Source organism: Ruegeria sp. N7 (genome assembly GCF_056531345.1).
The window spans coordinates 1-3,004 of sequence record NZ_JBQFLR010000042.1; the positions used below are offsets into that span (position 1 = coordinate 1).

At 62.3% G+C, this 3,004-nt stretch carries 3 protein-coding genes; all 3 read left to right on the forward strand.

Annotation, left to right across the window (positions count from 1 at the left end):
* Positions 1-3: 3 nt before the first annotated feature.
* Genes ACR0ES_RS20045 through folD form a run of 3 tightly spaced genes read left to right on the forward strand, consistent with a single transcriptional unit; the run spans position 4 to position 2,983 of the window.
* Positions 4-1,680 (forward strand): formate--tetrahydrofolate ligase, encoded by a 1,677-nt coding sequence (locus ACR0ES_RS20045; protein ID WP_480586122.1) that lies wholly within the window; start codon positions 4-6, stop codon positions 1,678-1,680.
* 55 nt (positions 1,681-1,735) lie between these two features.
* Entirely contained in the window at positions 1,736-2,041 is a 306-nt protein-coding gene (locus ACR0ES_RS20050) for a chorismate mutase (protein WP_480473724.1), read from the forward strand.
* A gap of 51 nt (positions 2,042-2,092) precedes the next feature.
* Complete coding sequence (gene folD / locus ACR0ES_RS20055) at positions 2,093-2,983, forward strand: bifunctional methylenetetrahydrofolate dehydrogenase/methenyltetrahydrofolate cyclohydrolase FolD (protein WP_480871586.1); 891 nt, start codon at positions 2,093-2,095, stop codon at positions 2,981-2,983.
* Positions 2,984-3,004: the final 21 nt, after the last annotated feature.

Below are 3,004 nucleotides of genomic sequence, written 5' to 3' on the forward strand. Positions count from 1 at the left end.
CCAATGAGCTATAAATCCGACATCGAAATTGCGCGTGAAGCGAATAAGAAGCCGATCCAGGAGATCGGCGCGAAGCTTGGAATATCCAGTGATGATCTGTTGCCGTATGGGCATGACAAGGCGAAGGTGAGCCAGGAGTTCATCAACTCGGTGCAGGGTCGTGAGGACGGCAAGCTGGTGCTGGTGACTGCGATCAACCCGACGCCTGCGGGTGAAGGCAAGACTACCACGACCGTTGGTCTGGGTGACGGTCTGAACCGGATCGGCAAGAATGCGATGATCTGTATCCGCGAGGCCTCGCTGGGTCCGAACTTCGGCATGAAGGGCGGCGCTGCGGGGGGCGGCTATGCGCAGGTTGTTCCGATGGAAGAGATGAACCTGCACTTCACCGGCGATTTCCACGCGATCACCTCGGCCCATTCGCTGCTGTCGGCGATGATCGACAACCACATCTACTGGGGCAATGAATGCGAGATCGACACCCGCCGGGTCGCATGGCGTCGTGTGGTTGACATGAACGACCGCGCCCTGCGCCAGATTACTGCCAGCCTGGGCGGCGTGTCGAACGGGTTCCCGCGCGAAACAGGTTTTGACATCACCGTGGCGTCCGAGGTCATGGCGATCCTGTGTCTGGCCAACGACCTGAAGGATCTGGAAAAGCGTCTGGGTGACATCATCGTGGCCTATCGCCGCGACAAGACCCCGGTCTACTGCCGCGACATCAAGGCCGAAGGCGCGATGACCGTTCTGCTGAAAGACGCGATGCAGCCGAACCTGGTGCAGACGCTGGAAAACAACCCGGCCTTTGTCCATGGCGGCCCGTTCGCCAACATCGCGCATGGCTGCAACTCGGTCATTGCCACCAAGACCGCGCTGAAAGTGGCTGACTATGTGGTGACCGAGGCGGGCTTTGGCGCCGATCTGGGTGCCGAGAAGTTCATGAACATCAAGTGCCGCAAGGCGGGCATTGCGCCCTCTGCCGTGGTTCTGGTTGCCACCGTGCGGGCGATGAAGATGAATGGCGGTGTCGCCAAGGCCGATCTGGGCGCCGAGAATGTCGATGCGGTCAAGGCGGGCTGCGCCAACCTGGGCCGCCATATCGAGAACGTGAAGTCGTTCGGTGTGCCGGTTGTTGTCGCCATCAACCACTTTGTCACCGACACCGATGCCGAGGTTCAGGCGGTGAAGGATTATTGTTCCTCTCACGGGGTCGAGGCGGTTCTGTCGCGCCACTGGGAACTGGGCTCGGAAGGCTCTGCCGATCTGGCCCGCAAGGTTGTGGAAATCGTCGAAGGGGGGTCTGCGAACTTCGCGCCGATCTACCCCGACGAGATGCCGCTGTTTGAGAAGATCGAAACCATCGCCAAGCGCATCTACCGCGCCGACGAGGTTCTGGCCGACAACAAGATCCGCACGCAGCTGAAAGAATGGGAAGCTGCGGGGTATGGCAACCTGCCGGTCTGCATGGCGAAAACCCAGTACAGCTTCTCGACCGACCCGAGCTTGCGGGGCGCGCCCACCGGCCATTCGGTGCCGGTGCGTGAGGTCCGCCTGAGCGCGGGTGCGGGCTTTATTGTGGTTGTCTGCGGTGAGATCATGACCATGCCGGGCCTGCCCCGCAAACCGGCCGCGGAAACCATCTGCCTCAATGACGCAGGTGAGATCGAGGGCTTGTTCTAAGCCGCTGAATAAGACATCTCGTGGTCCGGGACCCCCGGGCCATGAGGAGACGATGATGCCCACTCTGACACCGCCGCAGGACTGCCATTCGATGCGGGATCTGCGGGTTCAGATCGACAGGCTGGACCGCCAGCTGATCGGGATGCTGGTGAGGCGCGCAAGCTATATCGACCGCGCGTCTGAGCTGAAGCCGGGCGAGGGCCTGCCCGCCCGCATCCCGGACCGGGTCGAGGATGTGGTGCAAAAGGTGCGCGCCAGTTCGCAGGCGGCGGGGATGGACCCCGATTTGTCCGAAACGCTCTGGCGCATTCTGATTGACTGGTCGATTGCACGTGAGGAACGTGTGCTCGGCCCCGAGTAAAGACCGGGCGCGTTCTGCGCCCGTTTGGGTTTTGAAAGAAGGGACCAAAGGATGGTAGCGCAGGTTATCGACGGGAAGGCCTTTGCCGCCAAAGTGCGCGCGCAGGTGGCCGATCAGGTTGCAAAGCTGAAAGAGGAAAACGGCATCACCCCCGGCCTGGCCGTGGTTCTGGTGGGAGAGGATCCGGCCAGCCAGGTCTACGTCCGCTCGAAAGGCAAGATGACCGTCGAGGTTGGCATGAACTCGTATGAGCACAAGCTCGATGTGGAGACCTCCGAGGCGGACCTGCTGGCGCTGATCGACAAACTGAACACTGATCCGGCGGTGCATGGCATTCTGGTCCAGCTGCCGCTGCCAAAACACCTGAACGAGGATCTGGTGATCAACTCGATCGATCCGGCCAAGGATGTGGACGGCTTCCACATCTCGAATGTGGGCCTGCTGGGCACTGGTCAGAAATCGATGGTGCCCTGCACCCCGCTGGGCTGCCTGATGATGCTGCGCGATCACCACGGGTCGCTGTCGGGCATGGATGCGGTTGTCATCGGTCGCTCGAACATCGTGGGCAAGCCGATGGCTCAGCTGCTGCTGGGGGACAGCTGCACTGTGACCATCGCGCATTCGCGCACCAGGGACCTGCCGGATGTGGTGCGCCGCGCCGATATTGTCGTGGCCGCTGTCGGCCGCCCCGAGATGGTGCCCGGCGACTGGATCAAGGAAGGCGCCACCGTGATCGACGTGGGCATCAACCGCATCGAACGCGATGGCAAGACCAAGCTGGTCGGCGACGTCGATTATGCCAGCGCTGCCGAACGCGCCGGCGCCATCACCCCCGTCCCCGGCGGCGTCGGCCCCATGACCATCGCCTGCCTGCTGGCCAACACCCTCACCGCCTGCTGCCGCGCAAACAAACTCCCCGAACCAGAAGGCCTGACCGCGTGATATACGCGGGGGCCGGATCGG

Excerpts from the sequence above, each read along its gene's own strand:
- ACR0ES_RS20045 (WP_480586122.1), top strand. The coding sequence starts at position 4 with ATGAGCTATAAATCCGACATCGAAATTGCGCGTGAAGCGAATAAGAAG.
- ACR0ES_RS20050 (WP_480473724.1), top strand. The coding sequence starts at position 1,736 with ATGCCCACTCTGACACCGCCGCAGGACTGCCATTCGATGCGGGATCTG.
- folD (WP_480871586.1), top strand. The coding sequence starts at position 2,093 with ATGGTAGCGCAGGTTATCGACGGGAAGGCCTTTGCCGCCAAAGTGCGC.